Origin of the sequence: Sodalis sp. RH16 (genome assembly GCF_047324245.1) — a bacterium.
In the GTDB taxonomy this organism is placed as follows: Bacteria; Pseudomonadota; Gammaproteobacteria; order Enterobacterales; family Enterobacteriaceae; genus Acerihabitans; species Acerihabitans ligni.
The window spans coordinates 1664981-1691980 of the sequence record NZ_CP178737.1; the positions used below are offsets into that span (position 1 = coordinate 1664981).

General features: G+C 55.7%; 21 protein-coding genes. 10 read left to right on the plus strand and 11 right to left on the minus strand.

The window, feature by feature from the left end; genetic code table 11:
• The first annotated feature begins 1 nt into the window (after window position 1).
• The 3 genes from recG (at window position 2) to ACL2XJ_RS07575 (ending at window position 5468) form a co-directional block, all read left to right on the plus strand.
• Window positions 2–2083: an ATP-dependent DNA helicase RecG gene (gene recG, locus ACL2XJ_RS07565; protein ID WP_413726864.1), complete on the plus strand. Its 2082-nt coding sequence runs from the start codon at window positions 2–4 to the stop codon at window positions 2081–2083.
• Window positions 2084–2256: 173 nt separating this feature from the next.
• Complete coding sequence (locus ACL2XJ_RS07570) at window positions 2257–3642, plus strand: uracil-xanthine permease family protein (RefSeq protein ID WP_203524199.1); 1386 nt, start codon at window positions 2257–2259, stop codon at window positions 3640–3642.
• A gap of 134 nt (window positions 3643–3776) precedes the next feature.
• Window positions 3777–5468, plus strand: a complete 1692-nt coding sequence (locus ACL2XJ_RS07575; RefSeq protein ID WP_413726134.1) for an AsmA family protein — start codon at window positions 3777–3779, stop codon at window positions 5466–5468.
• A gap of 140 nt (window positions 5469–5608) precedes the next feature.
• On the opposite strand, the gene fabY is transcribed toward ACL2XJ_RS07575, so the two are convergent.
• The 7 genes from fabY to rbsK form a co-directional block, all read right to left on the minus strand.
• Complete coding sequence (gene fabY / locus ACL2XJ_RS07580) at window positions 5609–6550, minus strand: fatty acid biosynthesis protein FabY (protein ID WP_132924174.1); 942 nt, start codon at window positions 6548–6550, stop codon at window positions 5609–5611.
• A gap of 32 nt (window positions 6551–6582) precedes the next feature.
• Window positions 6583–7020 (minus strand): D-aminoacyl-tRNA deacylase, encoded by a 438-nt coding sequence (dtd, locus tag ACL2XJ_RS07585; protein ID WP_203524201.1) that lies wholly within the window; start codon window positions 7018–7020, stop codon window positions 6583–6585.
• Window positions 7017–7871, minus strand: coding sequence for a virulence factor BrkB family protein (locus ACL2XJ_RS07590; protein WP_413726135.1), 855 nt, complete (start codon window positions 7869–7871; stop codon window positions 7017–7019). The genes dtd and ACL2XJ_RS07590 overlap by 4 nt, the downstream gene beginning before the upstream one ends.
• 65 nt (window positions 7872–7936) lie before the next feature.
• Window positions 7937–8524, minus strand: a complete 588-nt coding sequence (gene yihX, locus ACL2XJ_RS07595; protein ID WP_413726136.1) for a glucose-1-phosphatase — start codon at window positions 8522–8524, stop codon at window positions 7937–7939.
• A 161-nt stretch (window positions 8525–8685) separates the two neighbouring features.
• Entirely contained in the window at window positions 8686–9705 is a 1020-nt protein-coding gene (locus ACL2XJ_RS07600) for an aldose 1-epimerase family protein (protein ID WP_413726137.1), read from the minus strand.
• Window positions 9706–9722: 17 nt separating this feature from the next.
• Window positions 9723–11063 carry an L-fucose:H+ symporter permease gene (gene fucP / locus ACL2XJ_RS07605; RefSeq protein ID WP_413726138.1) on the minus strand — a complete coding sequence of 447 codons (1341 nt, stop codon included), beginning with the start codon at window positions 11061–11063 and terminating at the stop codon, window positions 9723–9725.
• Between the two features lie 4 nt (window positions 11064–11067).
• Window positions 11068–11994, minus strand: coding sequence for a ribokinase (gene rbsK, locus ACL2XJ_RS07610; protein WP_413726139.1), 927 nt, complete (start codon window positions 11992–11994; stop codon window positions 11068–11070).
• Window positions 11995–12181: 187 nt separating this feature from the next.
• Between rbsK and deoC the strand changes: the two genes are divergently transcribed.
• Window positions 12182–12859: a deoxyribose-phosphate aldolase gene (deoC, locus tag ACL2XJ_RS07615; RefSeq protein ID WP_132924167.1), complete on the plus strand. Its 678-nt coding sequence runs from the start codon at window positions 12182–12184 to the stop codon at window positions 12857–12859.
• A 45-nt stretch (window positions 12860–12904) separates the two neighbouring features.
• A complete protein-coding gene (gene deoR, locus ACL2XJ_RS07620) occupies window positions 12905–13678 on the plus strand; it encodes a DNA-binding transcriptional repressor DeoR (RefSeq protein WP_132924166.1) in 774 nt (257 codons plus the stop codon).
• 116 nt (window positions 13679–13794) lie between these two features.
• On the opposite strand, the gene typA is transcribed toward deoR, so the two are convergent.
• Window positions 13795–15618, minus strand: coding sequence for a translational GTPase TypA (gene typA / locus ACL2XJ_RS07625; RefSeq protein ID WP_413726140.1), 1824 nt, complete (start codon window positions 15616–15618; stop codon window positions 13795–13797).
• Window positions 15619–15994: 376 nt separating this feature from the next.
• Here typA and glnA point away from each other — a divergent pair, with 376 nt between their 5' ends.
• The 4 genes from glnA to ACL2XJ_RS07645 all read left to right on the plus strand — a co-directional run bounded on the left by glnA (window position 15995) and on the right by ACL2XJ_RS07645 (window position 20272).
• Window positions 15995–17404 (plus strand): glutamate--ammonia ligase, encoded by a 1410-nt coding sequence (gene glnA / locus ACL2XJ_RS07630; protein ID WP_132924164.1) that lies wholly within the window; start codon window positions 15995–15997, stop codon window positions 17402–17404.
• A gap of 140 nt (window positions 17405–17544) precedes the next feature.
• Window positions 17545–18594: a nitrogen regulation protein NR(II) gene (glnL, locus tag ACL2XJ_RS07635; RefSeq protein ID WP_132924163.1), complete on the plus strand. Its 1050-nt coding sequence runs from the start codon at window positions 17545–17547 to the stop codon at window positions 18592–18594.
• 7 nt (window positions 18595–18601) lie between these two features.
• On the plus strand, window positions 18602–20014 hold the full coding sequence (glnG, locus tag ACL2XJ_RS07640) for a nitrogen regulation protein NR(I) (protein WP_132924162.1): 1413 nt from the start codon (window positions 18602–18604) through the stop codon (window positions 20012–20014).
• A 135-nt stretch (window positions 20015–20149) separates the two neighbouring features.
• Window positions 20150–20272 (plus strand): YshB family small membrane protein, encoded by a 123-nt coding sequence (locus ACL2XJ_RS07645; protein ID WP_165934192.1) that lies wholly within the window; start codon window positions 20150–20152, stop codon window positions 20270–20272.
• 121 nt (window positions 20273–20393) lie between these two features.
• Here ACL2XJ_RS07645 and hemN read toward each other — a convergent pair whose 3' ends face one another.
• Together hemN and yihI are read right to left on the minus strand one after the other, a co-directional pair.
• Window positions 20394–21767, minus strand: a complete 1374-nt coding sequence (gene hemN, locus ACL2XJ_RS07650; RefSeq protein WP_132924161.1) for an oxygen-independent coproporphyrinogen III oxidase — start codon at window positions 21765–21767, stop codon at window positions 20394–20396.
• A gap of 182 nt (window positions 21768–21949) precedes the next feature.
• Entirely contained in the window at window positions 21950–22483 is a 534-nt protein-coding gene (gene yihI, locus ACL2XJ_RS07655; protein WP_413726141.1) for a Der GTPase-activating protein YihI, read from the minus strand.
• 770 nt (window positions 22484–23253) lie between these two features.
• Here yihI and yihA point away from each other — a divergent pair.
• Entirely contained in the window at window positions 23254–23868 is a 615-nt protein-coding gene (gene yihA, locus ACL2XJ_RS07660; RefSeq protein ID WP_243701602.1) for a ribosome biogenesis GTP-binding protein YihA/YsxC, read from the plus strand.
• Between the two features lie 339 nt (window positions 23869–24207).
• Here the strand turns inward: yihA and polA are convergent, their stop codons facing one another.
• Entirely contained in the window at window positions 24208–26997 is a 2790-nt protein-coding gene (polA, locus tag ACL2XJ_RS07665) for a DNA polymerase I (protein WP_132924158.1), read from the minus strand.
• Window positions 26998–27000 lie beyond the last annotated feature (3 nt).

The following is a 27000-nucleotide window of genomic DNA, read 5'->3' on the forward strand; positions in this document are numbered from 1 at the left end:
GATGGAAGGCCGTCTGCTGAACGCCATACCGTTGAATACGCTTTCAGGGGTCGGTCCCGCACAGGCGGCCAAGCTCGCCCGGCTCGGGCTGGAAAATCTCCAGGATTTATTGCTGCATCTGCCTTTGCGCTACGAAGACCGCACCCGGTTATACGCCATCGGCGACGTCCTGCCCGGCATGTTTGTAACGGTGCAGGGGGAAGTGCTCGGGTCCGACATCAGCTTCGGCCGGCGGCGCATGCTGACCTGCCGGGTCCGCGACGATAGCGGCCTTATCACCCTGCGCTTTTTCAACTTCAACGCCTCGATGAAAAACAGCCTGGCCGCCGGTCGCCGGATTACCGCCTATGGCGAAATCCGGCGCGGACAGCTGGGGGCCGAAATTATCCATCCGGAATACCATATCCTCGGCGATCACAGCGAGGTCGAACTGGCCCCGGCCCTGACGCCGGTGTATCCCACCACCGAAGGCGTCCGCCAGGCCTCACTGCGCAATCTGACGGATCAGGCGCTGCTTTTGCTCGATACCTATCCCATTGCCGAACTGCTGCCGCCGGAGCTGAGCCGGGGACTTATCGGCTTGCCCGAGGCGCTGCGCACGTTGCATCGCCCGCCGCCGGATATCTCGCTGGCGGATCTAGAGCAGGGCAAACATCCGGCCCAGCGGCGTCTGATCCTGGAAGAATTGCTGGCCCATAATCTCAGCATGCTGGCGGTACGGGCCGGGGTGCGCAAAGATCTGGCCCTGGCGTTAACCCCGGGACCGCAGTTGAAACAGCGGTTTCTCTCTTTGCTTCCCTTTACGCCCACCGGCGCGCAGCGGCGGGTGGTGGATGAAATAGAACAGGACCTGGCGCAGCCGGTGCCGATGATGCGGCTGGTGCAGGGGGATGTGGGTTCGGGAAAAACCCTGGTGGCGGCGCTGGCGGCATTGCGGGCCATCGGCGAGGGTAAGCAGGTGGCGCTGATGGCCCCCACCGAGCTGCTGGCGGAGCAGCATGCCATGACCTTCCGCGCCTGGTTCGAACCGCTGGGCATCGAGGTAGGCTGGCTGGCTGGCAAACAAAAGGGCAAGGCGCGCCAGGCCCAGCAGGACGCTATCGCGCAGGGGAGCGTGGGCATGGTGGTGGGTACCCATGCGATATTCCAGGAGCAGGTGCAATTTTCAGGGCTGGCGCTGGTTATCATTGATGAGCAGCACCGGTTTGGCGTCCATCAGCGTTTGGCTCTGTGGGAAAAGGGGCTGGCGCAGGGCTACCATCCACATCAGTTGATCATGACCGCCACTCCCATTCCCCGGACCCTGGCCATGACCGCTTATGCCGATCTGGATACCTCGGTTATCGATGAATTGCCCCCGGGGCGTACGCCGGTGACCACCGTGGCCATTCCGGATAGCCGGCGGACCGAGGTTATACAGCGGGTGCGGCAGGCTTGTTTGCAAGAGCAGCGCCAGGCTTATTGGGTCTGTACCCTGATTGATGAATCCGATTTGCTGGAGGCCCAGGCGGCGCAGGCCACTTGGGAAGACCTGCAGGCCGCCTTGCCGGAGCTGCGTATCGGTCTGGTGCACGGCCGGCTTAAGTCCAAGGAAAAGCAGGAGATTATGCGGGCGTTCAAGGCCGGGGAGATCCATTTGCTGGTGGCCACCACCGTGATAGAAGTGGGGGTGGATGTGCCTAATGCCAGCCTGATGATTATCGAGAATCCCGAACGTCTGGGCCTGGCGCAATTGCACCAGCTGCGCGGCCGGGTCGGCCGCGGCGCGGTAGCCTCCCATTGCGTGCTGTTATATAAGTCTCCCCTGAGTAAAACCGCCCAGAGGCGGTTACAGGTATTACGGGATACCAATGATGGTTTTGCCATCGCCCAGCAGGATTTGGAAATCCGCGGCCCCGGGGAACTGCTGGGCACGCGCCAAACCGGCAATGCGGAGTTCAAAGTGGCGGATTTGCTGCGCGACCAGGCGATGATCCCGGAGGTCCAGCGGCTGGCGCGCCATATTCATGAGCATCATCCCGACTCCGCCCGGCTGCTGATTGAGCGCTGGATGCCGGAGCGGGCGCGTTACACCAATGCGTAGGCACGCTCTCCCTTTAACACGCTCGCGTTGAGCCCCGGCGTTAGCGGGCGGCGTGAATTCGCCCTTGAGTTGACTTATATCAATCGGTTGGGATGCGGGTTGTAAGCAATCGATTGCTTTTAGAAACAAGTTGATTAAAATGCCTCCTTTGCCGCCCATGAAAGCCATTCAACATGACAATGCCTTCCTATGAAATCGATGACGCGCCGATTCCCGTTGTCAAAAGCGAGCTGATTTACCATCTTGACGATCGTCCGCCGCTGGCGGAAACCCTGTTTGCCGCCTGTCAGCATTTGCTGGCGATGTTTATCGCCGTTATCACCCCCGGGCTGCTGATCTGCCAGGCGCTGGGGCTGCCGGCGCAGGATACGCAGCATATTATCAGCATGTCGTTGTTTGCTTCCGGACTGGCTTCCATACTGCAAATCAAAACCTGGGGACCGGTGGGATCGGGGTTGTTATCCATTCAGGGTACCAGCTTCAACTTTGTCACGCCGCTTATCATGGGCGGGCTGGCCCTGAAAAACGGCGGCGCCGATGTGCCCACCATGATGGCGGCCCTGTTCGGTACCCTGATGGTGGCGTCCTGTACCGAGATTTTGCTCTCCCGCGTGCTGCATCTGGCGCGCCGCATTATCACGCCGCTGGTGTCCGGCATCGTGGTGATGATTATCGGTATTTCCCTTATCCAGGTGGGACTGACCTCTATCGGCGGCGGGTTTGCCGCCATGGGCGACCACACCTTCGGCGCGCCGAAAAATCTTCTGCTGGCGGGGATTGTGCTGGTGGTCATCATTTTACTTAACCGCCAGCGCAACCCGTATTTGCGGGTGGCTTCGCTGGTGATCGCCATGGCGGTGGGCTATGCGGCGGCCTGGTTGCTGGGCATGTTGCCGCCGTCCGGACCTGTGGCTCCCCATAAGCTTATCATGGTGCCGACCCCGCTTTATTACGGGTTGGGGTTCGATTGGAATCTGCTGGTGCCGCTGATATTGGTGTTTATGGTGACTTCCATAGAAACCATCGGCGATATCACCGCCACCTCGGATGTCTCTGAACAACCGGTACGCGGGCCGGTCTATATGCGCCGTCTGAAAGGCGGCGTGCTGGCCAACGGGCTGAATTCTTTTCTTTCCGCGGTGTTTAATACCTTTCCCAACTCCTGTTTCGGCCAGAACAACGGCGTCATCCAGCTCACCGGCGTCGCCAGCCGCTATGTGGGTTTTGTCGTGGCTTTGATGCTTATAGCCCTCGGGCTGTTTCCGGTGGTCAGCGGATTCGTCCAGCATATTCCGGAACCGGTGCTGGGGGGCGCTACCATTGTGATGTTCGGCACTATCGCCGCTTCGGGCGTCCGCATCGTCTCGCGGGAACGGCTAAACCGTCGCGCCATTATGATCATCGCCCTTTCTCTGGCGGTGGGCCTGGGGGTATCGCAGCAGCCCCTGATTCTGCAATTCGCGCCGCAATGGTTAAAAACGCTGTTGTCATCCGGTATCGCCGCCGGCGGCATTACCGCCATTATCCTGAATTTACTGTTCCCGCCGGAACACAATTAATTAACATTCCTCCTTTTATCAAGCCGCTGTCTCAATACAGCGGCTTTTTTTTTCGGAAAACACATTGCCTATTGAGAAGCGCCGCTAATTACGGCATAAACACTGTAACCTTTATGACAGCGATGGATTGAGCGATGAAATTTATTGGGAAACTCATATTATCAATACTTTTGATATTGCTATTGATAATCGTCCTGATCTACGTCTTGCTGCAAACTCCTTGGGGCGCGGGCTGGGTCAGCAAATGGGTTACCCAGCACAGCGATTTCCAACTGTCATTGGAAAAAATTGATCATTCCTGGTCCGATCCCACTGAAATTTCTTTTGTAAATATCACCTTCGGTCAAAAAGGACATCCGCCCACCCTGGTCGCCAAGCAGTTGGTGGCTGGTTTAGGCGCACGCCAACTCACCGACCCCTTCCATTTTTACCGGATCCAGATGCAGGACGGCACCCTGGATATGGATACCTCGCCGCCCCTCTCCTCGCTACAGGCGGACGTCCTGCAACTGAACGGTATGGCGGTGCGGTCTCCCCAGGGGGGCTGGCGGCTTAATGGGCAAAATGTCAACGCCGGCATCACGCCCTGGAAACCGGAAAAGGAATTTCCCCTCGGGCGTAACGCCCGCTTTCAGCTGAGCGCGCGCTCTTTGACCCTAAACGACGTGCCGGCGGAAAACGTATTGGTGCAAGGGGAAATCGATGACCATCAATTGAAGCTGGATAATCTCGGGGCCGATCTGTCCCAGGGCGAATTAACCGGCAATGCGAAGCGGGACGAGGACGGCAGCTGGCTGGTGGATAATCTGCGTCTGAGCAATGTACGGATGCAAACCGAAAAAAGCCTGAATGATTTTTTGCAGCAGATCTCCCAGGTGCCGAAAATCACCATCCATCGCTTCGATTTGATCGACGCGCGCATGGAGGGGAAGGATTGGGCCTTCAGCGACCTGGACCTGACCTTGCGGAATATCACCTTCCAGGACGGCGACTGGACCACCGATGACGGTTCACTGTCCTTCAACGCCACCGACCTTATCAACGGGACGGTGCATCTGAACGATCCCATCGCCAATCTGGCCCTATCGCCCCAGGGAATAGAAATCCGCCAGTTCAGCGGACGCTGGCAAGGCGGATTGATGCGCACCTCGGGCCGGTGGCTGCGCGACGGACAGCAGTTGGAACTGGACGAGTTCATGGTGGCGGGGCTGGAATATACCCTGCCGGCAAACTGGCGTGACAGCTGGCAGCAGCCGCTGCCTTCCTGGCTGGCGCAGGTCACCGTGGATAAATTCACCGCCAATCGGAACCTGTTGATTGATATCAATCCTTCATTCCCGTTCCAAATCACCGCGCTGGACGGATACGGCAAGCAGCTGGAGCTGGCGCGCAACCATCAATGGGGCATCTGGTCCGGCAGCCTGAATCTGAACGGCAGCGACGCCACCTTCAATAAAATCGACGTACGGCGTCCGTCGCTGGCGTTAACCGCCGATCCGGACAAAATCACCGTCACCGATCTGAGCGCATTCGCCGGTGACGGATTGCTGGAGGCCACCGCCCTGATTAACCAGCAGCCTTCACGTAACTTTTCGCTCAACCTGAACGGCAAAGCGGTTCCGATAAACGTGCTGGAGCGCTGGGGATGGCCTGCCATGCCGTTATCGGGCAACGGCAACGTTCAGCTAACCCTCACCGGCCAGCTCGCCGCACAGGCGCCCCTGAGGCCGACACTGAACGGCAGGCTGCAGGCCGTCGACGCAAAAGGACAATCGCTTAACCAGACCATGAGCAATGGCCAGGTGGCGGAGGATACGGCCCATTGAGCCTTTGGGAAACCGTCCCCGAAACACCGGGGGCTAAAGTGCAATTCCCTTGGGGCAAGGGGCGTTGCATGGCAAAATGGCGATCCGCAGAAGGCGCGGAGCGCCAGAGATAATCCGCATGGGAGCCGAAGCGCTACAAATCAATCCGCATGGGAGCCGCCGCGCTCCAGCGGCCTATCATGCGCCGGCGGCAGCACCAGATAGATGCCTTTGAACACCGCGCCCAGTTTATCGTTGCCGAACAATTCCACTTCCAGCTGAACCCGCGCCTTGCGTCCGCGGGCCAGCCGGTCCAGGTCGCCGCTCAGTGAACCGAGATCCGCAATGGCGCAGGGCCGGCCGGTAACCGGCGTCGTATAGCGGATATGGGCGTCCGCCAGGATTATGGTGCCCCCCAGTTGGCGCTCGCGCAGCAATAGCCAGATCAATCCCCAGCCGGTGAGGGTGGCCAGTGAAAACAGGCTGCCGGCGAATAGCGTATGATGGGGATTCTGATTACCGGCTTCCGGCATAGTGGTCATGAATTTCTGGCCGGTGTACTGGCTTATGCGCACCCCCATTTTTTCACTCAGGGGAATATGCTCGTACCAGGCCTGCTGCAACTGGCCGCACCAATCCGGCCGGTGCAAAATATCATCCAGCGTGGCAATGGGTTTAATCATTAAAAAGTGCCGTATGGGCGTGGAGGACGGCGCCAGAATTTCACCCTGGTTGATAAAACCCAGCTTGGCGAAAAAATCCACCGCATCCTCGCGGGCGCTACAGACCACCCGCTTTACCCCTTCCTGGCGGGCGACGGATTCCAGCGTCATGGCCACCAGCGTGCCCAGGCCCTTATCCTGCACCTGCGGGTCCACCGCCAGAAAACGGATGGCCGCCTCGTTGTCGGCATTGATATACAGCCGGCCCACCGCCACGGGCTTCCCCTCTTCATCCACCACCATCTGGTGATGCGCCATGGCATCATAGGCATCACGCTCGGAGCCCGGCGGCTGATGCAAGGGCTTACGTAACATTTCCCAACGGAACTGATAGTATTCCTTTAACTCTTCCTCGGTTTGCGGAACGCGCAAGTGATACATGACAGACTCTCTCTTTGAGTGCTTCTACCGACTCAGACTTGCAACCAGAACGTCGCCGGCCCGTCATTCACCAGCTCCACCTGCATATCCGCCCCAAAGCGGCCGGTTTGCGTCCGGATATCCGCCCGGCGGCAGCACTCGGTAAAATGGTGGTAAAGCCGCTGTGCTTCCGCCGGCAATGCGCCGCGGGAGAAGCCGGGCCGCAGCCCTTTGTCGGTATCCGCCGCCAATGTAAACTGTGACACAATAAGCACGCTGCCGCCGGACTGGCGGACATCCAGGTTCATTTTGCCTTGTGAGTCACCGAAAATACGATAAGCCAGCACCCGCTGGCAAAGTTTTGCCGCGATCTGTTCATTATCCTGCTTCTCTACTCCCAGCAGAATCAACAGCCCCGGGCCGATTTCCCCCACCGCGGTTTCGTCCACGGTAACCCGTGCACGCAAAACACGCTGAATCAACGCAATCATCGGGAGACCGTCTCCTCTAACGCCGACTGCCGGTGTTCGGCCAGCGAGACGGTAATCTCCGCCCCCAGCAATACAATACACCAGCTCCAGTATACCCAGAGAAATAAGATTGGAATCACCGCCAACACGCCATAAATCAATTGGTAGGAGGGAAACATAGTGACATATAAACCAAAAACCTTTTTCCCCAGTTCAAAAAGCAGACCGGCCACCAGCGCGCCCGCCAGCGCATCCCTGCTCGGCACCCGTACCGTGGGCACCACGCTGTACAACAGCCAGAACGAGGCGCAGGAGAGCAATAGCGGAAAGACCCGCAGGGCGACGGTGGCAAACAGGCTGGAACCGGTGGATTGCAGCCAGGTGATGGATAAGAGATAAGAGCTGAGCGCCATGCTGGCGCCGGTTAATAACGGACCCAGGGTCAACACCATCCAGTAGACCGCAAACGAAAATATGAGAGGGCGCTTCTTTTTGCTGCGCCAAATAGTGTTAAGCACGGTATCCACGGAATAAATCAGCAGCAGCGAGGTGACAATCAGACCGCAGGTGCCCACCACCGTCATTTTGCTGGTGTTAAGCATAAACTGCTCGAGGTAACGCTGAATTACATTGCCGGTGGCGGGCATAAAATTGTTAAAGATAAAATTTTTGAGTTCTACGCTCACATCCGAAAAGACCGGAAAAGCGGCAATCAGCGCAAACACCACGGTCACCAACGGCACCAGGGAGAGCAGCGAGACATAAGCCAGATGCCCGGCCAGCACCGTCAGCCGGTCCTGATCAATACGTATGACTAATAGCTTGATGAAGGAATAACAACGGCCGAATTCCTTCAGGTTAGGACGTCTCATCGCAATTTTCCTCAATGAACGGGCCGATGCTTTTGAGCACCGCCTTGCGCGGGGTCCAGGTTCTGTCAGGCAAAATAAGCGGGAATGACGTCAGGATCGGTAACATGCACCGTTTGCAGACCGACCGTTTTCGCGCCGGCGATATTATCAGCGTTATCGTCGAAAAAGATGGCCTTTGCAGCGGCTACCCCTTCCAGCTCCAGCACATAGCGGTAAATGGCCGGGTCCGGCTTACGCATGCCCAAATCCTGCGATAGATAGAGTTTATCCACGCTTTGCTGTATTTCGGGATACTGGCTCGGCCAATAATTACAATGCAGGCGGTTGGTATTGGACAGAACCACCACCCGATGTCCCTGCCGCCGCAAAGCCTGGATGATATCGATAACCTCGGTGCGCACACCGGCGAAAATCGCCTGCCAGCCGGTGGTGAACTGTTCAAAGCTCAGCGCAATGCCCAACTCCCCGCAAATCCTGGCGGCAAAGGCTTCATCGGTAATATCGCCCCGCTCATGCTGCTCAAAGGCCTCGCCCATGACGAACTTCTTTTTCAGGATGGCCAGCGGGACGCCGCTCAATTTGCTCCAGACGCCCAAAACCCGGCCGAAATCGATATTGATAACGACATTGCCTAAATCAAAGATATAAAGCATGGCTCCCTCCCTTCTTTGCATGGTGTTCTCACTGTAGCGGGAAATAATCCAACTGAACAGTAATCAACAGAGATTACGCGGTCATGTCGACGGCGGAAACGGCGCCGGGCGCATCATTGGATGCGCCCGGTACGGCAATGCAGGGGGTGGATAGTGTCTGGTTATCCGTCAAGGCCGGTGACCACGGTAAATTCCCGCGTTGCCCCCGCGGGCAGCTCGATGAGCGTCCCGGCCTGGCGCGCCGCGATATGTCCCTCGGGACGGCAGGTGCCGGGCAGGATAAACGCCGCCACCTTTTGGTCGCCATTATACAAAATCCAGCGGGTCGCGTAGTTGAACTGTTCGCTGGAAAACCGGGTAACGAAGCGCGGCCCTTTATCCGGCGCCTGCATAAAAAACTCCGGTTGCGGCGTGTATTGCGCCAGGTTATCGGCAAAAAACACAATTTCCGGATCGTAGAATTGTGGTTGATCCAACGCGCCGAAGGCCGAGGGAGTGTCCGTCAGGGTAGCGGTATAATCCAGCCATTGCGGCGTGGGATGCACATGTCCGGGAATGGAGGTGCGCAGTGAAAACGCCCCGTCGGGGATATTCTGGCTAAAGGAACCCCCCGGCAGATAGGCGTAGTTCATATGGCACATATACTGCAGCGGCATCGCCACGCTGGCAAGATTGGTCACCCGCATGGTAATGGTCATCAGGGTCTCGCCGGCCGCCAGCCTCACTGACGGCGACGCCAGGTAATGATGGCCGAAACCCTTGACGTATTCATAATCCCCCCCCAGGGCGACGCTATTCCCGTCCAGCAGCAGATAGGCGCGGTCCAGGGGGGCGCAGGGCATTTCGCCATGCAGGGGATGAACATCCTCCGGGGACGGGCAACCGTTGCTCAGCAGGCCGGAATGGAACGCAAAGCAGCCATAGGTATCCACCACCGACTCGCCCCGTTTCGGCTCGGTAAACGGATTGGTCATTTTCAAATCATGACCCTCAAACTGCGCGTCCCAAATCATTTGGCCGTAAAAAGGCAACAGGGTAATAAAACCGCGGCTGTTGCGCAGGGTCACCGCTTCAATGCCGGAACGGTATTTGAACAACGTAACGCTGAGCTCGGCGCTTTCCAGCAGACAAACCGGCTGTTCGCTGAATTGGTTGCGCTGAAGATGAATGACGGCTGACATAATCGCTTCTCCTGCGGTTAAAGTTTGCTATCCATGACCGAACGGGCGGGGTCTGCCAGCAACTGATGCTGATGGTTGCGCAATTCACCCCAGAAATAGAATCCCACGTAGGCAAAGCACAGCAGCGAGACGCTGAATGCCTCTTTCATCGAACCCAAATGATCGGAAACAAAGCCCTGGATTGCCGGCACCACGGCGGCGCCGACAATGGCCATGACGATAATCGCCCCGGCGACTTCGGTATATTTGTTGTCCACGGTATCCAGCGTGCCGGCGTAAATGGTGGCCCAGCAGGGTCCGAACAAGACGCTGACAAACACCGCGGCATATACGGCGGTAAAATTCGGCACCATCACCACATAGGCCAGAGTCGCGACCCCCAGTATGGAATAGGCGATCAGGACTTTTTGCGGCATAAAACGCGTCATCAGGAAATTGGCGATAAATTTACCGGCGAAGAAACACATAAAGCTGTAAATCATGAAGTTGGAGGCGTCCCGTTCATTGGCCGCACCCAGGTTCAGCGCCAAACGAATGGTAAACGACCATACCGCCACCTGCATCCCCACATAAAGGAACTGGGCGACTATACCCTTTTTGAAGCGGGCGTTACCGGCCAGATAACGCAGGGTTTCTCCCATACCCGGCGCGGCGGTTTTTTGTCGATCTACCACAGGCTTGCAACGGGGATAGCGGGTAATGGCAAACAAGACCAGCACCACTACCAGCACCATGATCAGATACTTATAAGGTTCGAGGGTGAGTTCCAGCATATTCAGGCGGAATTGATGCCCCTGCTCCGGCGTCATGGAGGCCAATTGGCTGCTCAGGCTGTCCCCTTGCTGGAAAACCAGATATTTGCCCAGCACAATGCCCATCAGCGCGCCGACGGGATAAAAGGTCTGGCTGATATTAAGCCGCAGCGTCGCATAGTCGCGATGACCGATCATCGAACTGTAGGTATTGGCCGCAGTTTCCAGAAAGCTCAAGCCGATGGCGATGGCGAAAATCGCCGCCAGGAACATGGTGTAGGTGGCCATATGAGACGCAGGATAAAACAGCACGCAGCCGATGATATACAGCGACAGGCCCGTCATAATGGCCACTTTGTAGCTGGTTTTGCGAATGACCATCGAGGCCGGAATGGCAATCAGAAAGTAGCCGCCGTAAAACGCGCTTTGCACCAGCGCGCTGGCGAAATCGCTTAAGGCGAACACCGTTTTGAATTGGGTAATCAAGATATCGTTCAAACTGGCCGCACAGCCCCATAAAGGAAACAGGCAAGACAGCAGGATAAACTGAAACAGCGGTGTTTTATTCAGATAGCCGTCAGGCATTTGTACCGTATTGTGGTGCATGATGTTATTCCTGATGTAAGGTGGCGAGGAAATCATGGAACTGGGCGGCGTCGGCATAGGAACGCTGGGTGCCTTTGCCCCGTACGCTGAAGGCGGCATAGGCCGAGGCATATGTCATAGCCTGCTTCACGTCTTGGCTGCCGACATAGTAATGGGCAAAACACCCTATATAGGCATCGCCCGCGCCGCTGGTATCCACGGCCTGTACCGGCACCGCATCCACCCGGTGGACGCTGTCGCCGGTCAACCACACCGAGCCGCGGTGTCCCATGGTGATAATCAGGTTTTTCAGCCCCCGTGAGAGCAGAGAGCGGCCGGCGGCAAGGATATGCTCTTCGCTGTCCACCGCCATACCGGTCAGGATTTCCAGCTCCGTTTCATTAGGCATGAAAAAATCGCACTGGCAGGCATAAGCGATATCCAGCTCCCGGCTGGCCGGCGCCGGATTAAGAATCACCGGCACATGAAGCCGCCGGGCAACGTCGATGGCGTGATACACCGTCGCCAGCGGAATCTCCAACTGCAGGATAATCACCTTGCAGTCCTTGAGCTGCTCCGCCGCACGGTCAACATCCGCCGGCGTCAAATGGTTATTGGCCCCTTTAATGATCAAGATGCGATTATGTGAATCCCGATCAACAAAAATCGGCGCCACTCCGCTGGAAACCCCCGGCACCTTCTCAACATAGCGGGTATCGACGCCGTACCGGCGCAGGTTATTTACCGTATTGTCGGCGAACAGATCGTCGCCGACCTTACTCATCATCATCACGCCGGCGCCCAGTTTGGCTGCCGCCACCGCCTGATTAGCGCCTTTACCGCCGCAACCGATCTCAAAATCCGGGGCTTCAAGCGTTTCCCCGGTTTTCGGCATCTCGGTGATATAGGTAATCAGATCCACCATGTTGGAACCAATAACCGCTATATCCATAATCATTTGCCTCTCTAATGTTTTCATAGCATTCAATGTTACTACGCTAACATTATCAACCCATAAATGTTAATAATATGACACCTATCACATCTCATGAGAAAAATTAACGGACAAATGGCTATATAACGGTGTTAGATAATGTTATTATTTTCACATTAACATCATCCCTCACGAGGACGCACTCATGAACAAAACAGAAATCGACTTTCCCCGATATATCGATCACACCCTGCTGGCGATGGACGCCACCGAGGCGCAAATAGCCGCTTTATGCGAAGAAGCAAAGCAGTATGGCTTTTATGCCGTCTGCGTAAATTCCGGTTATGTGCCGTTCGCCGCCCGTGCGCTGCAGGGAACCGACGTTAAAGTGTGCTCGGTGGTGGGTTTCCCTCTGGGAGCCGGCCTGACCGCCGCCAAGGCTTTTGAAGCAAAAGCGGCCATCGAAGCCGGGGCCGGGGAGATCGATATGGTGATTAACGTCGGCTGGCTGAAAAGCGGGAAAATCGACGCGGTAACCGCCGATATACAGGCAGTGCACCAGGTTTGCGCCGCCACACCATTGAAGGTTATATTGGAAACCTGCCTGTTGAGCGAAGAGCAGATCGTGCAAGTTTGCCAGATTTGCCGCGAACTTAAGGTGGCCTTTGTGAAAACGTCCACGGGTTTTAGCACCGGCGGCGCCCGGGAACAGGACGTCAGGCTGATGCGGCAGACCGTTGGGGCGGACGTAGGCGTCAAGGCATCCGGCGCCGTTCGCGATCGTCAGACCGCGCAAACCATGATACTGGCCGGCGCCACCCGTATCGGCACCAGTTCCGGGGTAAGTATTGTGACGGGCGCAGCAGCCACCGGCAAATATTGACTGTTCACAACGGCGAACATCGGAACAATTGACGCAGGGTACACTATGGAAACGCGGCGCGAAGAAAGGATTAACAGGCTGATACAGGCTTTAAAGCGGGAAGACAAAATCCATCTGAAGGATGCCGCCGTCCTGCTGGGCGTATCAGAAATGACCATCCGCCGCGATCTCAGCGCCGAGCCGGCGCAGGTGGTTCTGCTGGGGGGATATGTCGTCAACGATCCGAAAAACAGCTCAGTCACCCACTACTTTGTGTCGGATCAAAAAGCCAAGCACGTTAAAGAAAAAAGCATTACCGGCCGTATGGCGGCCCAAATGATTGAAAAAGACGACACGGTTTTTTTTGATTGCGGAACCACCACGCCGTTCATTATCGACGCCATCAACCAAGACCTGGCATTCACCGGCATTTGCTACTCGCTGAATACGTTCCTGGCATTGCAGGATCTGCCCAACTGCAAAGTCATACTGTGCGGCGGTGAATTCCATCCGGCCAACTGCATATTCACTCCACTGACCCAATATTCCATTCTGGATAACATCTGTCCCGACAAGGCGTTTATTTCCGCCGCCGGGATAGATATTCACTACGGTGCGACCTGCTTCAATTTTGATGAGCTCACCATGAAGCACCGCGCTTTATCCCTGTCGCAGCAAGGAATTCTGGTGGCCGATCACAGCAAGTTCGACAATATCAAACCCGCCTGCATCGGCACCCTAACCCTCTTCGACACCCTTATCACCGATCAGTCCCCCCCGCGCAAATTCCACGACTACTGCCAGCAGCATAATATCGCCTTGATCTATCAGCCAGACTGACGAACCCGCCAACTCCGAAGCTGAACCGAGCGTGTTAAGGGAGACCGCGCCGATTTTCGGCAAAAAAATACCGGTCCATCTGCATGGACCGGCATCTTGTCTTCTCGTGCCTAAGATCAGACTTCTTTGCTGGAACGATTGGCGCGCTTACGATCGTTTTCAGTCAGATAACGTTTACGCAACCGGATGGAATGGGGAGTCACTTCCACCAGCTCATCATCATCAATAAATTCCAGCGCTTGTTCCAACGACAGCTTAATCGCCGTCACCAGCGTAGTGGCTTCATCGGTACCTGAAGCGCGCATGTTGGTTAATTTCTTGCCGGTCAGGCAGTTGACGGTCAAATCATTAGAACGGGTATGAATACCGATAATCTGGCCTTCATACACTTCCGCGCCGTGGCCCAGGAACAAGCGGCCGCGATCCTGCAGGCTGTACAGGGCGTAAGCAACCGCTTTACCCTGGCCGTTGGAAATCATCACGCCGTTCTGCCGCTGGCCGATTTCACCCGAACGCACATCGTCATAATGACTGAACGACGAATACAGCAGGCCGGTGCCGGAAGTCATGGTCAGGAACTCGGTACGAAAACCAATCAGGCCACGGCTGGGGATAATATAATCAAGACGGATACGGCCTTTGCCGTCCGGCAGCATATCGCGCATCTCGCCTTTGCGCATGCCCATCGCTTCCATCACCGGACCCTGGTTCTGCTCTTCGATATCAAGCGTAACCTGTTCGAACGGCTCCTGTTTTTTACCGTCAACGGTACGGTAGATAACCTTCGGACGGGAAACGCCGATTTCAAAACCTTCACGGCGCATATTCTCGATAAGCACCGACAAATGCAGCTCGCCGCGGCCCGACACCAGGAAGGTATCCGGGTCTTCGGTTTCTTCCACCCGCAGCGCCACATTATGCACCAGCTCTTTGTTCAGGCGCTCCAGGATCTGGCGGGACGTCACGTATTTGCCTTCTTTGCCGCAGAACGGCGAGGTGTTAACCCCAAAGGACATAGAGACGGTAGGCTCGTCCACGGTCAGCGGCGGCAGCGCTTCAACCTGGGCCGGATCGCAGATGGTATCGGAGATATTCAGTTCACCCAGACCGGTCAGGGCAATAATGTCACCGGCTTCAGCCAGTTTGGACTCGATACGCTGCAGGCCCATATGCCCGAGCACCTGACCCACTTTGCCATTGCGGCGCTTGCCTTCGTGGTCAATGATGGTCACTGCCTGGTTCGGTCTGACCGAACCGCGTTTGATGCGGCCGATACCGATAACGCCAACATAGCTGTTGTAGTCAAGCTGGGAGATTTGCATCTGGAACGCACCGTCGCTATCAACGTTGGGCGCTTCGACATTCTTCACGATCGACTCGAACAGCGGCGTCATATCCTCGGCCATGTTTTCATGTTCATAGCCGGCGACCCCGTTCAACGCGGAGGCATATATGATCGGAAAATCCAGTTGCTCATCGGTTGCGCCGAGGTTGACGAATAAATCGAACACCTGATCCACCACCCAATCGGGGCGTGCTCCGGGCCGGTCTACTTTGTTGATGACCACAATAGGCTTGAGACCGTAAGCAAAGGCTTTCTGGGTCACGAAACGGGTTTGCGGCATGGGTCCGTCCATGGCGTCCACCAGCAGCAGCACCGAGTCCACCATGGACATGACGCGCTCAACCTCACCGCCGAAATCGGCATGTCCGGGGGTATCAACGATATTGATACGGTATCCGTTCCAATTGATAGCGGTATTTTTCGCGAGGATGGTAATTCCCCGTTCTTTCTCCAAATCGTTGGAGTCCATCACGCGTTCGGTGGCGTCATTGCGGTCACCCAATGTTCCGGATTGTTGCAACAGCTTATCGACCAGGGTGGTTTTCCCATGGTCGACGTGCGCGATGATGGCGATGTTACGCAAATTTTCGATCACAACTTTGCCTCAGGCATTAGAAATAGCGCGTTATTGTACACGTTATAGGCGAAGGACTAAACAAGATCGCGCTGTTCTCTGCATTTGCGTCATTTTCAGCGCCCCATCATCCCTTTATCAGTGCAATGTTTCAATTATTCGCACGCATTGCACCAAAATAGTGCCCACTCAGCGCACAAATGCACTAAAATAGCACTACCCCCCCAATCTGGTGCAGCTTGGCAACCGTTAAAAGGCCGCAATTCGGCGCCTCGCGTTCATTTAGCAATGTTGGCACAGTTTTAGCTTAGTTAAGCTTAGCCTAGGTAAGTTTAAAAAATCCATACCATACGATTTCGTTCCACGACGACAATGGCACATCCGGGAGAATATAAGTATGTCCGCTGAACACGTTTTGACGATGCTAAATGAACACGAAGTCAAATTCGTCGACTTGCGTTTCACTGATACGAAAGGGAAAGAACAGCACGTCACAATACCGGCCCATCAGGTGGATGCCGATTTCTTTGAAGACGGCAAAATGTTTGACGGTTCTTCAATCGGCGGCTGGAAAGGCATCAACGAATCAGACATGGTGCTGATGCCCGATGCAAGCACCGCCATGCTTGACCCGTTCTATGAAGAAACCACACTGATCATCCGCTGCGATATCCTTGAACCGGCCACCATGCAGGGTTACGATCGCGATCCGCGTTCCATCGCCAAGCGCGCTGAAGATTTTCTGAAATCATCCGGCATCGCCGATACCGTTTTTTTCGGACCTGAACCTGAATTCTTCCTGTTCGACGATATCCGCTTCGGTTCCTCCATTTCCGGTTCCCACGTTGCCATCGACGACGTCGAAGCGGCCTGGAATTCCGACAAGGTTATTGAAGGCGGCAACAAAGGCCACCGTCCGGGCATCAAAGGCGGCTATTTCCCCGTACCGCCGGTGGATTCATCACAGGATTTGCGTTCCGCCATGTGTTTGACCCTGGAAGAAATGGGTCTGGTGGTGGAAGCCCATCACCATGAAGTGGCTACCGCGGGCCAGAACGAAATCGCCACCCGCTTTAACACCCTGGTGAAAAAAGCCGACGAAATTCAAATTTACAAGTATGTCGTGCATAACGTCGCCCACGCCTTCGGCAAAACCGCGACCTTTATGCCCAAACCGATTTTCGGCGATAACGGCTCAGGCATGCATTGCCATATGTCTTTAAGCAAAGACGGCAACAACCTGTTCTCCGGCGACAAGTACGGCGGCCTGTCCGAAACGGCGCTGTTCTACATCGGCGGCGTAATCAAACACGCTAAAGCCATCAATGCGCTGACCAACCCCACCACCAACTCATACAAACGTCTGGTCCCGGGGTATGAAGCGCCGGTGATGCTGGCCTACTCCGCCCGCAACCGTTCCGCCTCAATCCGTATTCCGGTATCGCCGAGCCCGAAAGGACGCCGTATCGAAGTGCGCTTCCCGGATCCGGCCGCCAATCCGTATCTGGCCTTCGCCGCGCTGCTGATGGCCGGACTCGACGGCATCATCAACAAGATTCATCCCGGCGATGCCATGGACAAGAATCTGTACGATCTGCCTCCGGAAGAAGCGAAGGAAATTCCTCAGGTATGCGGATCGCTGGATGAAGCCCTGGCATCCCTCAGCGCGGATCGCGAGTTTTTGACCCGCGGCGGCGTCTTCACTGACGATACCATTGATGCTTACATCGAGCTGCGTACTGAAGAAGTTGACCGCATCCGTATGACGCCGCATCCGGTGGAATTCGAGTTGTATTACAGCGTTTAATTACATTGTGTTTTTTGTTGCCGTGGAAACTTTCAGCCCATCTTCGGATGGGCTTTTTTCTCCAGCAAACCTTGCGCGTAGCCATGCGCAATATTATCTAATGGACTAAAATGCACTAGAATAGTGCGGGAGACTGCTTTATGGCTACAGGCTCATTGCCCGATGCTGGGCAGATCCTAAATTCGTTAATAAACAGCATATTGCTGCTAGATAACGATCTTGCCGTTCATTACGCCAACCCGGCGGCGCAACAGCTGCTGGCGCAAAGTTCCCGTAAGCTTTTCGGTACGCCGTTGCCTGAATTAATGGGGTATTTTTCCCTCAACGTCGAATTGATGCGCGAAAGCCTTAATGCCGGACAAGGGTTTACCGATAATGAAGTTACCCTGGTGGTGGACGGACGGGCGCATATCCTTTCCCTTACCGTGCAACGCCTGCCGGAAGATTATTTCCTGATGGAACTGGCGCCGATGGACAATCAGCGGCGTCTGAGCCAGGAACAAATCCAGCATGCCCAGCAGGTGGCGGCGCGGGATCTGGTGCGCGGGCTGGCCCATGAAATCAAAAACCCCCTCGGCGGATTACGCGGCGCGGCGCAGCTGCTGGCAAAGGCGCTCCCCGATCCCTCCTTGCTGGAATATACCAAGGTCATCATCGAGCAGGCGGATCGCCTGCGCAACCTGGTGGATCGACTGCTGGGACCGCAGCAGCCCGGCATGCACGTGACGCAAAGCATCCATCAGGTGGCGGAACGGGTGTTTCAACTGGTCTCGCTGGAAAAACCGGACAATGTGACCTTGTTGCGGGATTACGATCCCAGTCTGCCCGAATTAGCCCACGATCCCGACCAAATGGAGCAGGTATTGCTGAATATCACCCGTAATTCGCTCCAGGCTTTGGGCGAAGACGGGGGAACGATAACCATCCGGACCCGAACGGCTTTCCAGCTTACGCTGCACGGCGTGCGCTATCGATTGGTAGCCCGTATCGATATTGAAGATGACGGCCCCGGCGTTCCCGCGCAATTGCAGGATACGCTTTTCTACCCGATGGTCAGCGGCCGCGAAGGAGGAACAGGCCTGGGGTTATCCATCGCCCGCAGTCTTGTCGATCAGAATTCGGGGAAAATTGAATTTAACAGTTGGCCGGGCCATACCGAATTTTCGGTTTACCTGCCTATTCGCCAGTGAGGTCACTATGCAACGAGGGATAGTCTGGATCGTCGACGACGATAGCTCCATCCGCTGGGTGCTCGAACGCGCCCTCACTGGAGCCGGGTTAACCTGCGCCACCTTTGAAGGCGGTAGCGAAGTGCTGGATGCGCTATCAACCCAAACCCCGGACGTGTTGTTATCGGATATCAGGATGCCCGGTATGGACGGTCTGGCGTTACTGAAACAGATCAAGCAGCGTCATCCCATGCTGCCGGTCATTATCATGACCGCCCATTCCGATCTGGATGCCGCAGTCAGCGCTTACCAGCAGGGCGCGTTCGATTACCTGCCTAAGCCTTTTGATATCGACGAAGCCGTCGCGCTGGTGGAGCGCGCGGTCAGCCATTATCTCGAACAGCAGCAGCCGGCGCGCGTCCAGCCCGCCAACGGCCCCACCACCGATATTATCGGTGAAGCGCCGGCCATGCAGGACGTTTTCCGCATTATCGGCCGCCTGTCCCGCTCCTCCATCAGCGTGCTGATCAACGGCGAGTCCGGTACCGGTAAAGAGCTGGTGGCCCATGCCCTGCATCGCCACAGTCCGCGCGCCAAATCCTCGTTTATCGCGTTGAATATGGCGGCCATTCCCAAGGATTTGATTGAATCGGAACTGTTCGGCCATGAGAAAGGCGCGTTTACCGGCGCCAATCAGGTCCGCCAGGGTCGGTTTGAACAGGCGGACGGCGGCACCCTGTTTCTGGATGAAATCGGCGATATGCCGCTGGATGTGCAAACCCGCTTGCTGCGGGTGCTGGCGGACGGTCAATTCTATCGGGTGGGGGGCTACGCGCCGGTCAAGGTGGATGTCAGGATCATAGCCGCCACCCATCAGAATCTTGAATTACGCGTCCAGGAAGGCAAGTTCCGCGAGGACCTGTTCCACCGGCTCAACGTAATCAGGGTGCACCTGCCGCCGCTGCGCGAGCGCCGGGAGGATATCCCGAAACTGGCGCGCTATTTCCTGCAGGTGGCGGCGAAAGAGCTGGGCGTGGAACCTAAAATCCTGCACCCGGAAACCGAAACCGCGCTGACCCGTCTGTCCTGGCAGGGCAATGTTCGTCAATTGGAAAACACCTGTCGCTGGCTCACGGTAATGGCCGCCGGCCAGGAAGTCTTGATCCAGGATTTGCCTCCGGAGCTGTTTGAAAGCACCACGCCGGACGCTTCGGTACAATCCCTGCCCGACAGCTGGGCCACGCTGCTGGCGCAATGGGCTGACCGCGCGCTGCGTTCCGGTCATCAAAACCTGCTGTCGGAAGCGCAGCCTGAGATGGAAAGGACGCTGTTGACCACGGCGTTGCGACATACCCAGGGACATAAACAGGAAGCGGCGCGATTGCTGGGCTGGGGAAGAAATACCCTGACGCGTAAACTGAAAGAACTGGGCATGGAATAACCCCGGCCGCCGGCGCTGTTGATCAGGCTTGTTGATGATTAAAAAAGCGACGGCGCCAGCAAAAATGCGGTTATTTTACTCTTTACATCCCGGGCTGACACAGTATGATCTTGTCGCTGACCCGGGAGGAAGACCATGTTGAATTCGTTGATCGCTTTGGTGACACACGGCGCGGATATGACGGCCGCCGCCGGCCATGCACCTCAGACGGCGCTGGCTGCGATACTCTGCGCTGCCCTGATCAATTTTTTTAGCTAACCGGCCGTCTTAGTCTTACCGGCCAAATTGCGAATCCATTCTTGAAATCCACCGTCAGGTGGATTTCAAGCTTCGTGTCGTCATGCCCCATTACACCGGCACCGCTCGCCCCCCTCCCCGTTCAAATCACCTGAGAAAACTGGCGCTGGCGCAGCTTGTCACGCAAATAAACGTCAAAACACATACAGATATTGCGTATCAGCAAACGCCCCTTCGGGGTCACATTGATATCCCGGTCCGTTATGTCCAGCAAGCCGTCCCGCTCAAGGGGACGAAGCTGTGCCAGATCCTCGGCGAAATAGTCGACGAAACGGATGCCGTAACGGTTTTCCAACGCGTCGAAATTGATGGAAAACTGACAAATTAGCGCTTTTATGACATCCCGGCGCACGCAATCATCGGTGGTAAGAGCCACGCCCCGCCATAACCCGTTGCCCTGACGGGAGACGCTCTCGGCATAGCTCTTCATCTCTTTCTGGTTTTGCACATAACTGTCGCCAATCATGCTGATGGCCGATACGCCCATACCCAGCAATTCGCAGTCGCCGCGGGTGGTATACCCCTGAAAATTACGATGCAGCCGGCCGGCCCGCTGCGCAACAGCCAGTTCGTCGTCCGGGCGGGCAAAGTGATCCATACCGATAAACTGATAACCCGCGTCGCACAGGGTGGCTATCGTATGCTGCAGAATATCCATCTTCTGCGCGGCGCCCGGCAAATCCTGCTGTTTGATTTTTCTCTGGGCGGCAAACAGCGCCGGCATATGCGCGTAGTTGAATACGCTCAAACGCTGCGGGTTCAATTCGATTATCCGGCCCAGGGTATGCAGAAAGCTTGACAGGGTCTGGCTCGGCAGACCATAAATCAAATCGATATTGGTGGAAAGAAAGCCGAGCTCCTTTGCCCGCTCCAGCAGGGCGAAGATCAGCCCCTCATCCTGCTCCCGGTTCACCAGCCGCTGGACCTCCTTATCAAAATCCTGCACGCCCATGCTGATACGGTTAAAACCCTCACCGTGCAGGTGATCGATCATATCCAGGGCGATTTCCCGCGGATCGATTTCAATAGAGAGTTCGGCCCCTTGGGCAAAATCAAACTGCTCGCGCAGCAGGGCCATCAACCGGGATATTTGCGCCGGCGTAAGGAACGTCGGCGTGCCGCCGCCCCAATGCATCTGCGTAACGTGGCGGTGACGGAACAGCGGCGCGCGCTGACGGATCTCCTGTGCCAGGGTATCCAGATAACGCTCGACCCTTTCCGGCTGGCGGGTCACCATTTTATTGCAGGCGCAGAAATAACACAGCTTATGGCAGAAGGGGATATGGAGATATAACGATAGCGGACGATCCGGATAACGCTCCAGCGCGCGTTTAAACGCCGGTTCGTCGTAGCGCTCGCTAAATTCCAAGGCGGTAGGGTAGGAAGTATAACGCGGGCCCGATTGGTTATATTTTTGAATCAGGGCCGAATCCCATTCTATCGTTGACACTGACATGGCTGCTTACTCCTTCCGAATTTTCCGCCGACTCCGCCTGGCGGGCATAGCCGGCCGCCGTGCGGCGGCACGGGCCGAGCGTAACCGGTCTTTACGCCGCGAGAGCCGCCATAGTTTACTCAATAACCACACCAAATAACATGTCAGCGGCACGGCAATCAGCAGAAGCAACATGCAGCAGCCTAAAAGGAGTCCTTCTCAAAACCCCGTTTCAGCAATTGCAGCATATCCTCGTTTTTGGTCTCTTCTTCTTCGTCTTCATCGTCCAATTCTATACCCAGCTCAGTCATGAGCTGATCGATGCGATCCAGTTTCTCATCCACATAGGCCTGTTCTTCGGCGGACAGGATTTCGTCCTGTTCCAGCCTTATCAGCAGCGCATCCAGGCGGGTATCGTTTTCCAGGCTATCCAGTTCCGCCTGCGGAGAAAGAACCTCGGCGGGGATGATAACCTTGGGCGCCGCCGGTTTGGCCACGGCGCCGGCGGCGATCAACGGCACCGGTTTTTTACTGCCGATACGGGGATCGGCATTTGCCGACGTGGAGGAGCGTCCGCCGCTCTTGTTGCCTTCCTGGGACCGTGAACCGGCGGCCAGGCCGCGACGTTTTTTCTGACGCTGGCGGGTGCGGCCTTCAATATTCAGCTCTTCTCGTGTCTTGCGTTTGTTCCTGGCCGCGGCAGGTCTACCCCGTCCGCTTTTGGTTGTTGGTTTCATGATGTCTGCTCTTGGCTAGCGTTAATTAAGTATATACCCTTCACCTTTCGAGTTGCCGCCTTGCTGCAATTCGAAATCTATTGGGTATAGAATTGCGGCGGAATCTATCAGAAACCCAACAAATAAAAAAGGTGGCAATTATTCTGCCACCATAACATGAAGGTGCTTCGCGAGAAAAACCATCCTCCGGCGATGAACCTGACGGTCCACATCCTGTGTTTGAAGGTCGTCGCTGCGATGAAGATGTATTCTACGCTATACGAAGCAGATTGGTTAGAGTGTATTCCTTTACACGCCCATCCTGGGCCGCTTTACTTCCCTGAAAAGAGTATTGAATCGGCATAGGGCTACCAGTTTGCCCAGCCTATGTGCAACTTTATCGTCTAGATGATTTTTTGAGGCGCTCCTTGCCTTGTCATCTAATGTAACCGCGTAAAAATAACCCGCAAGACGACCGGCAGGAGCAAATAGGGCGCTAAAATGAGAGTTAATTAATTAACACTATGATTTATAATATATTAATTTTTATAAAAACGAGATTACGTTACGGACAACGAGCAAATTTCCTACACCATAAATATCCTAAAAACCTCATCTTAGTACCGAAAGGTTTAAAAGAAGCCGCAGACGCCCATCAAACACATTGATTGCTGCAAGATAGCCGCAAGATAAAAACCGCATCTGACGCCATTACCCGTATAATCGACATTAAGACGGTGCTAAGTCATCCTGAGAGAGAGGAAATTTTGGCCACACTATTTAATTACCACATGACCCATTTTGTCATGAGCGCGCCGGATATCCGCCATCTGCCCACCGATGCCGGTATCGAAGTCGCCTTTGCCGGACGCTCCAATGCCGGTAAATCCAGCGCCCTGAACACACTGACCAACCAAAAAGGTCTGGCCAGGACCAGCAAGACGCCGGGACGTACCCAGCTTATCAACCTGTTTGAAATCGAGCCCGAGCGGCGCCTGGTGGATTTACCGGGTTACGGTTACGCTGAAGTCCCCGAGGAAGTAAAGCTCCATTGGCAACGCGCCCTGGGAGAGTATCTGCAAAAAAGAAACAGCCTGAAGGGTTTGGTGGTGATGATGGATATCCGCCATCCGCTAAAGGATCTTGATCAGCAGATGATCAAGTGGGCGGTGAGCGTCGCCATCCCGGTGCTGATTTTACTCACCAAGGCCGATAAACTGGCTTCCGGAGCACGCAAAGCGCAGCTTAACCAGGTGCGCAAAGACGTCCTGGCATTTACCGGCGATATTCAGGTGGAAGCGTTTTCGTCGCTGAAAAAAACCGGCGTGGATAAGCTGACGGAAAAATTGGACAGCTGGTTTGGCGAAACCACGCAGGCAGAGGACATAACGCCCGACGCGCTCTGAGGAAATTGAAACGGGTAAGGGCGGCTTCGCAAACAGGGGGGGCGCCAAGGCGCTCCGCCTCTGGCCGCGAGGCTTTATTGCGCCCAATAAAAAACGCCCCAGCCAATAATGACTGGGGCGGCTAATATTTAGCCAAATCCGATTACGTGAAGTAAAAGGTCTGAAAGATAGAACATCTTACCTCTGTACCCTACGACTCTAACTTTACATCAATTTTTGTCGGGGCAAAAGAATTTTTTGTTGTTAAATTTCATTTATTGCTATTGCAAGTGCGATTATAACTGTCCACATCACATATTTGTGTAGCTTAATTACAAAAAAAGCTTATTGATTCGCCACTTAGTGAGCTTGATCCCAATTCTCACCCAAACCCACATCAACCTGCAGCGGCACATCCAGCGCGTAGCACCCTTCCATTAACGATTTGATATGCGCCGATGCCGATTCAGCCGCGTCCCGCTGTATTTCAAAAACCAGCTCATCGTGCACCTGCATAATCATACGCACCGGCGGCTGCTCTTTTTGCAGCCATGCATCAATGGAAATCATCGCCCGTTTGATAATATCGGCGGCGGTGCCTTGCATCGGTGCGTTTATCGCCGCCCGTTCGGCGCCTTTTTTGCGTGCGCCGTTGCGGGAGTGAATGTCCGGCAAATAAAGACGGCGTCCGTCCAGGGTGGAAACATACCCCTGCTCGTTAGCCTGCTTGCGGGTACGCTCCATATAGGCCAGGACGCCTGGATAGCGCTCGAAGTAGAGATTCATGTATTTTTGCGCTTCCGAACGGGGCACCGAAAGCTGGCGCGCCAGTCCGAAAGCGCTCATGCCGTAAATCAGGCCGAAGTTGATAGCCTTGGCGCTGCGCCGCTGTTCTTGCGTCACCTTCTCAAGAGACTGGCCGAACACTTCGGCGGCGGTGGCCCGATGGATATCCTTGCCTTCGGCGAACGCCTTGAGCAGCCCCGCATCCCGGGACAGATGGGCCATAATGCGCAACTCGATTTGCGAGTAATCCGCCGCCACGATGACCGACCCTTCGGGCGCGATAAACGCCTGCCGGATACGCCGGCCTTCGTCGTTGCGCACCGGGATATTCTGCAGGTTGGGATCGCTGGAAGAAAGCCGGCCGGTAGCGGTAATCGCCTGGTGATATGAGGTATGCACCCGTTTCGTCAGCGGGTTGATCATCAGCGGCAGCTTATCGGTATAGGTGGATTTCAATTTCGCCAAACCACGGTGTTCAAGAATCAGCTTCGGCAGCGGATAATCCAGCGCCAGCTCCGCCAATACCTCTTCACCGGTGGACGGGGCGCCGCCGGGGGTCTTTTTCAGGATGGGCAGCTTCTGCTTGTCGTAAAGGATCGCCTGCAGCTGTTTGGTGGAAGAGAGATTAAAGGGTTCTCCCGCCAGAATATGGGCCTCGTTCTCCAGCTCCCCCAGCCGCTTGGTCAATTCCACCGAATGGGCCGCCAGGATGTTTTCATCAATCAGCACGCCGGTGCGTTCGACACGTGACAGCACCGGCACCAGCGGCATCTCGATTTCTTCAAAAACTTTTTTCAGGCCTTTGTCCTGCTCGATCTGCGGCCAGAGCTTTTCATGCAGCCGCCAGGTGACATCCGCATCCTCCGCCGCATAGGGCGCCGCCTGTTCCATCGCGATTTGATTAAAGGTCAGCTGGTTTTTGCCCTTACCGGCAATATCCTCAAACCCCACCGTCGTATGCTGCAGGTAACGATCCGCCAGGCTGTCCATATCGTGACGGCCGGATACGCTGTTGAGAACATAGGATTCCAGCATGGTATCGAATGCGATGCCCGCCAGTTCGATGTCGTAACGTTTTAACACGCCGCGATCGAATTTCAGGTTTTGGCCGACTTTACGCAGCCGGGGGTCCTCAAGCAGCGGCTTAAGCCGGGCAAGTACTTCGTCAAGATTCAGTTGGTCGGGCGCATCCAGATAATCATGCCCCACCGGCAAATAGGCCGCATCCCCCGGAGCGGTAGCGAAAGAGAGCCCCACCAGATTGGCCGTCAGCGTATCGAGACTGTCGGTTTCAGTGTCGAAGGCAAACAAGCCGGCCTGTTTGATTTTATCCAGCCATTGCTCCAGGCTCGCCATGGTCTCAATGATTTGATAACCCGCCTGGGATAACTGTTCCGCGGGCACATCCGCGTCAGGTGCCGCGGGCGCGTTGAAGGGGGTACGCAAAGCCGCCGCCGGCGTTTTACGGCCCTGTAACCACTTGCCGTCTTCCACATCCGCCAGCCAGCGTTTAAATTCGTATTTTTTGAACAGCTGCCGCAACTCATCCGCATCGGGCTCGCTGACCGTCAGCCGATCGAAAGGCAAATCCAGCGGCACATCGGTCTTGATGGTGGCCAATTGATAGGAGAGATAGGCCAGCTCTTTATTTTGTTCCAGCTTGGGCGCCATGGTTTTCGCCCCCCGGAACGCCAACTCCGCGACGCCGTTCAAATCGCCATAGATATTGTCCAGACTGCCCATCCCCTGCAGCAGCGCCTGGGCGGTTTTTTCACCCACGCCGGGAACGCCGGGGATATTATCCGAACTGTCCCCCATCAGGGCCAGATAATCGATAATCCGTTCCGGCGGAACGCCGAATTTCACCTTCACTTCCTCCGGCCCGAGAATGGTGTTGGACATGGTATTGATAAGCGTAATCATCGGCGTCACCAACTGCGCCATATCCTTGTCACCGGTACTGATCAGGACTTCACGTCCGGCGCGCTCGGCTTCCAGGGCCAAGGTGCCTATAACATCGTCCGCCTCGACGCCGGATATCGCCAATAACGGCAGCCCCATGGCTTTAACCATATTGTGCAGGGGTTCGATTTGGCTGCGCAGGTCGTCCGGCATCGGCGGTCTATGGGACTTATAATGTTCGAACAGCTCATCGCGGAAAGTCTTGCCTTTGGCATCAAATACCACCGCCACATGGCTGGGACGATATTGTGTCAGAAGACTGCGCAGCATGTTTAAAACGCCGTACATGGCGCCGGTGGGTTCGCCCGCGCTATTGGTCAGCGGCGGAAAGGCATGATAAGCGCGGTAAAGATAAGAGGAGCCATCCACCAAGATCAAGGGGTTGTCTGCGATATGGGCCATAGC

What these genes read in the sequence shown, in the direction of transcription:
- ACL2XJ_RS07590 (WP_413726135.1), bottom strand. Translation starts at nt 7,871, where the DNA reads ATGAGACGTCCTAACCTGAAGGAATTCGGCCGTTGTTATTCCTTCATC.
- deoR (WP_132924166.1), top strand. Translation starts at nt 12,905, where the DNA reads ATGGAAACGCGGCGCGAAGAAAGGATTAACAGGCTGATACAGGCTTTA.
- fabY (WP_132924174.1), bottom strand. Translation starts at nt 6,550, where the DNA reads ATGTATCACTTGCGCGTTCCGCAAACCGAGGAAGAGTTAAAGGAATAC.
- recG (WP_413726864.1), top strand. Translation starts at nt 2, where the DNA reads ATGGAAGGCCGTCTGCTGAACGCCATACCGTTGAATACGCTTTCAGGG.
- glnA (WP_132924164.1), top strand. Translation starts at nt 15,995, where the DNA reads ATGTCCGCTGAACACGTTTTGACGATGCTAAATGAACACGAAGTCAAA.
- ACL2XJ_RS07600 (WP_413726137.1), bottom strand. Translation starts at nt 9,705, where the DNA reads ATGTCAGCCGTCATTCATCTTCAGCGCAACCAATTCAGCGAACAGCCG.
- fucP (WP_413726138.1), bottom strand. Translation starts at nt 11,063, where the DNA reads ATGCACCACAATACGGTACAAATGCCTGACGGCTATCTGAATAAAACA.
- deoC (WP_132924167.1), top strand. Translation starts at nt 12,182, where the DNA reads ATGAACAAAACAGAAATCGACTTTCCCCGATATATCGATCACACCCTG.
- polA (WP_132924158.1), bottom strand. Translation starts at nt 26,997, where the DNA reads ATGGCCCATATCGCAGACAACCCCTTGATCTTGGTGGATGGCTCCTCT.
- yihA (WP_243701602.1), top strand. Translation starts at nt 23,254, where the DNA reads ATGACCCATTTTGTCATGAGCGCGCCGGATATCCGCCATCTGCCCACC.
- yihX (WP_413726136.1), bottom strand. Translation starts at nt 8,524, where the DNA reads ATGCTTTATATCTTTGATTTAGGCAATGTCGTTATCAATATCGATTTC.
- glnL (WP_132924163.1), top strand. Translation starts at nt 17,545, where the DNA reads ATGGCTACAGGCTCATTGCCCGATGCTGGGCAGATCCTAAATTCGTTA.
- ACL2XJ_RS07570 (WP_203524199.1), top strand. Translation starts at nt 2,257, where the DNA reads ATGACAATGCCTTCCTATGAAATCGATGACGCGCCGATTCCCGTTGTC.
- glnG (WP_132924162.1), top strand. Translation starts at nt 18,602, where the DNA reads ATGCAACGAGGGATAGTCTGGATCGTCGACGACGATAGCTCCATCCGC.
- ACL2XJ_RS07645 (WP_165934192.1), top strand. Translation starts at nt 20,150, where the DNA reads ATGTTGAATTCGTTGATCGCTTTGGTGACACACGGCGCGGATATGACG.
- ACL2XJ_RS07575 (WP_413726134.1), top strand. Translation starts at nt 3,777, where the DNA reads ATGAAATTTATTGGGAAACTCATATTATCAATACTTTTGATATTGCTA.
- hemN (WP_132924161.1), bottom strand. Translation starts at nt 21,767, where the DNA reads ATGTCAGTGTCAACGATAGAATGGGATTCGGCCCTGATTCAAAAATAT.
- yihI (WP_413726141.1), bottom strand. Translation starts at nt 22,483, where the DNA reads ATGAAACCAACAACCAAAAGCGGACGGGGTAGACCTGCCGCGGCCAGG.
- dtd (WP_203524201.1), bottom strand. Translation starts at nt 7,020, where the DNA reads ATGATTGCGTTGATTCAGCGTGTTTTGCGTGCACGGGTTACCGTGGAC.
- rbsK (WP_413726139.1), bottom strand. Translation starts at nt 11,994, where the DNA reads ATGGATATAGCGGTTATTGGTTCCAACATGGTGGATCTGATTACCTAT.